The sequence below is a fragment of the Kitasatospora humi genome, assembly GCF_020907985.1.
GTDB lineage: Bacteria > Actinomycetota > Actinomycetes > Streptomycetales > Streptomycetaceae > Kitasatospora > Kitasatospora humi.
The window spans coordinates 1-3,653 of the sequence record NZ_JAJJPA010000117.1 but is presented as its reverse complement, the minus strand read 5'-3'; the positions used below and the strand labels follow the sequence as shown (position 1 = coordinate 3,653).

The following is a 3,653-nucleotide window of genomic DNA, read 5'->3' as shown; positions in this document are numbered from 1 at the left end:
CTCAAGATATGCTCCCTGGTAGTTCATTCAGGTGATCCGCTGCGGTAAGAGCAGCTCACTTACTAAATGCCGCCGGGCTCGGATGCGTTGCACCCCCAACCGAACTTTTCCTGGTCGCCCCCGCCTCGCCGGTACCAGGCCTCCTTCATGTGACTCCCCATGGCGGCGCTTGTAGTACGCGTACGACAGAGCCAGGCCAAGCGGGCCCCACGGGCTCAGCGGGAGAGTGGCCACCCGGCGCCCGGCCGGCCTGATATAGACCGCCTAAACTTCACCGGTAGCGGCCCGGGTGTCGGCGCCGTCTGTCAGACTCCCGCTGTGGCGGTGGATCTGATGAGGTTACGTCAGCTGGTGCAGAAGGCCGTCCGAGACCTGGACTTCCACACCCACCGCGCTCTCGACGAGCTGTGCCCCCGGCTGGCTCTTCCACCGCTGCCACCCGACGGGTCGAAGCGCCAGCGCCTGGAAGCCTGCCTGGCCAGCCTCGCGGACGAGGACCTCGCCCGCACCGCCCAGCTGTTCCTCGGCGAGGAGCGCGTGTCCCTCTCGCTGGTGGACCGGTTCGCCCTCGAGGACGCCTTGGCCGAGGCCGGACCAGTGGTGGAGATACCCGGAAAGCTGCGCCGCGAGATCGCCGAGGCGCTCGACCTGGAGACGCTGGTCTACCGCGCGGACCGGTTCGAGCGGCTGCTAGGGCGCGTATTCGGTCGTGATCAATGGGTGATCCTGTTGAGGTCTTTGATCCAGATCATCGCGCCACGGAGGTGGAGGCCGGCGAGGTAGCTGGCGGGCGTCTTGTCGTAGCGGGTGGCGATGCCTCGCCAGGCTTTGAGCCTGTTGATCAGACGCTCGACGGTGTTGCGCTCCTTGTAGAGGTCAGCGTCGTGGCTGACGGGCCGGCCGCCCCGACTGCCCTTCTTCTTTCGGTTGGCGGCCTGGTCCTTCTTCTCCGGGATCACGGCCTTGATCGCGCGTTGCCGCAGGTGGGTGCGGTTGCCGCGGGACGAATAGGCCTTGTCCCCGGCGACCGCGCCGGGCCGGGTTCGGGGACGGCCGACCGGCCCGCGGACCCGTAACTTCTTGAGCACGGGGATGAACTGCGGGCTGTCGGCGGCCTGTCCCTCGGTCAGCACGAACACCAGCGGTCGGCACTTCCGCTCTCCGGCAACATGGATCTTGCTGGTCTGCCCGCCTCTGGAGCGTCCGAGCAGTGCGGACTTCAGACGGAGCTTGCGCCGCCGCCGGGCGCGTCGTCGCTCTTCGCGCTCTGGATCATTTGCGGCGCCCTGTCCGTCTTGTTCTTCCGGACCGCCCCTTTTTGTCGGGCCTTCTCCGCCTCGTCGGCGGCCTTCTCTAAGGCTTCCAGGGCGTCGGGGCGCATGTGCATCCCGGCGGCGTCATGGTGGGCCCGCACGGTGGTGGAATCCACGCTGACCAGCGACAAGTCCACGTCGCCCCGTTTCGCGGCCTCCGCGATCGCGCCCTCCAACAGGGCTTCGAAGACGCCGGCATCACGCCACTGCCGGAAGCGATTGGAGACGGTCGACCATGCCCCGAACTCCGCCGGCATCTCCCGCCACTGTCCTCCAGTCTTGAACCGCCAGATCACGCCCTCGAACTGCTGCCGCAGCCGCTCCGGGTACGGGCCGTACTCGCCGATCGGCAGGTACGGCTCGATGAACTCCCACTCTGAATCGGTCAGTTGCACTCGCGTCACGCGACAAGAGCTACCTGATCAGGCCTCGCCACGAGGGCGAATCCCACAGATTGATCACGACCCGATACTCGCCCTAGCCGCGCTGGCCCTGCCGGATCTGATTCCGCCCGCCCCGCCCCCCGCCGACTGGCCCACCCCGCCACCGTCAGAACCGCCCCCGGCCCACCGACCACCAGGACGCCCCGCCCCCGCCGCCTGCCGCCCGCACCCACCGACCAGTACGTCACCCTGCCCCAGGCCCGCCTCGTCGCCACCCGCGCGCTGCTCACCGTGCGCGAGAACCTCGCCGACACCATCGCCGCCCGCGCCATGATGTGCATCCACGGCGGCGCCGGCTTCGGCAAGACCGTCGCCGTGACCAGCTGCCTGCGCGAACTCGAACCCGGCGAAGAGATCCACCGCATCACCTTCCACGCCCGCCCCACCACCCGCGCCGTACGCCACGAACTCTTCACCAGCCTCCAACTACCAGGCCAGCCCCCGCGCTACGCCAGCGAGTTCGACCACCTCCTCAAGACCGCACCCGCCACCCACCCACGCACCCTCGTCCTGGACGAAGCCCAATGGCTCTCCAGCGACCAGCTGGAGTACATCCGCTACCTCTGGGACGATCCCTACACCCGGCTCGCCGTCGTCTTCGTGGGCGGAGAAGGCTGCTACCAGACCCTGCGCAAGGAACCGATGCTCTCCTCCAGGATCTTCATCTGGCAGCGACTCACCCGCCTCACTCCCGAAGAGGTCCTGGACGTCATCCCGCTCTACCACCCCCTCTGGGCCGACGCCGACCCCGCCGACATCGCCTTCGCCGACCAGCACGCGGCCCACGGCAACTTCCGCAACTGGGCCCGCCTGACCGCCCACACCCACACAGCCCTCCAACGCACCGGCCGCACCCGCGTCAACCAAGAAGTGCTCCGATGGGCCTTCAGCCGCCTTGGCCCCACAGGCTGACCGGCAGGCCCGCACTCCCTAGCCGCTGTGCGGCTGGCGGAAACTACCTGGACCACCCGTGCGGCGGCTCAGTGGTCCTGCTGGTCGCCAGAGTCGCCAGAGTCGCCAGCCGTCCGCCGTGCTGCGCACGGTTGCCGCCGTCGGCTGCCGCCGGATCAAATGCTTCGCTCCAGGCTGGAGTGGCTGGCTACTCTCGCGCCATGGAGCTGGAGGAGGCACTGGAACCGCTGCGCCGGGTACTGCTGGAGCGCAGGACTGCCGGCTATCCGGAGACGGTCGCCGTGGCGGTGGAGGCTGCCCGGACGGCACTGGCCGGTGGGGCGGACACCCCGAGCCTGTGGGAGCTCGGCGTGCTGTCCGAGTCGGACGTTCTGGGGGCGCGCCGGCTGCTGGCCGAACTGGAGCAGGAACTCTGGTCGGCGTTGCGGCTGCCCGCCACCGTTGAGGGCCGTGCCCGGGCGTTGGCCCGGTATTACCTGCGGGACCTGCTGGACGGCCGCCTCGATCCGTTGGTGGCGGCCGAGCGGATCGACTTTGAGTTGGGCCCCGCCGACGACCCTGGCTCGCCGTTGTGGCCGGTCCGCGGATGGCTGTATCGCGCGGAGGACCAACAGGAGTACTGCGGAGGATTGACGAAGGAGCTGGTGGCCGAACTGCACGACCTGGCCGCCCAACTGCTGGCCGGTCCCCTGTCCTGACGGTAGGTGGGCGCGGTCCTCGTCGTTCGGTGCCGCGCCCTGGCGGCCGCCAGGGCGTCCCGCTGCGCTGTGCCTCGGGGGCCGCCAGACCGCGGTTCGCCGTCCTGGCTGTCCTGGTGAGGTTTTCGGGGGGTCTTGTTGCGATGTGGTGGGCTCTGTGAACTGGGGTTTTGTTGGTTGAGTGAGGCGTGACTACGGGTGGTGCGTCGTCGGTTGAGGTGGTTTGGGCTGGGGTTATGGCTGGCTCGGTGATGCGGGTCTTGAGTGTGGTGAGTGGCGGCTTGGTC

3 protein-coding genes and 1 pseudogene are annotated in these 3,653 nt (G+C 68.7%); 3 read left to right on the top strand and 1 reads right to left on the bottom strand.

Going from position 1 to position 3,653, the window contains the following annotated elements:
- Positions 1-318: 318 nt before the first annotated feature.
- On the top strand, positions 319-783 hold the full coding sequence (locus LN042_RS36555) for a hypothetical protein (protein WP_230055781.1): 465 nt from the start codon (positions 319-321) through the stop codon (positions 781-783).
- Here the strand turns inward: LN042_RS36555 and LN042_RS36550 are convergent.
- Positions 714-1,717 (bottom strand): annotated as a pseudogene (locus tag LN042_RS36550) (IS5 family transposase). The gene LN042_RS36555 and the pseudogene LN042_RS36550 sit on opposite strands and share 70 nt — an antisense overlap.
- A gap of 270 nt (positions 1,718-1,987) precedes the next feature.
- Here LN042_RS36550 and LN042_RS36545 point away from each other — a divergent pair.
- Positions 1,988-2,668 carry an AAA family ATPase gene (locus tag LN042_RS36545; protein ID WP_230055780.1) on the top strand — a complete coding sequence of 227 codons (681 nt, stop codon included), beginning with the start codon at positions 1,988-1,990 and terminating at the stop codon, positions 2,666-2,668.
- Between the two features lie 200 nt (positions 2,669-2,868).
- On the top strand, positions 2,869-3,366 hold the full coding sequence (locus LN042_RS36540) for a hypothetical protein (protein WP_230055779.1): 498 nt from the start codon (positions 2,869-2,871) through the stop codon (positions 3,364-3,366).
- Positions 3,367-3,653: the final 287 nt, after the last annotated feature.

Coding starts and splice junctions, on each gene's coding strand:
- LN042_RS36540 (WP_230055779.1), top strand. CDS start 2,869: ATGGAGCTGGAGGAGGCACTGGAACCGCTGCGCCGGGTACTGCTGGAG.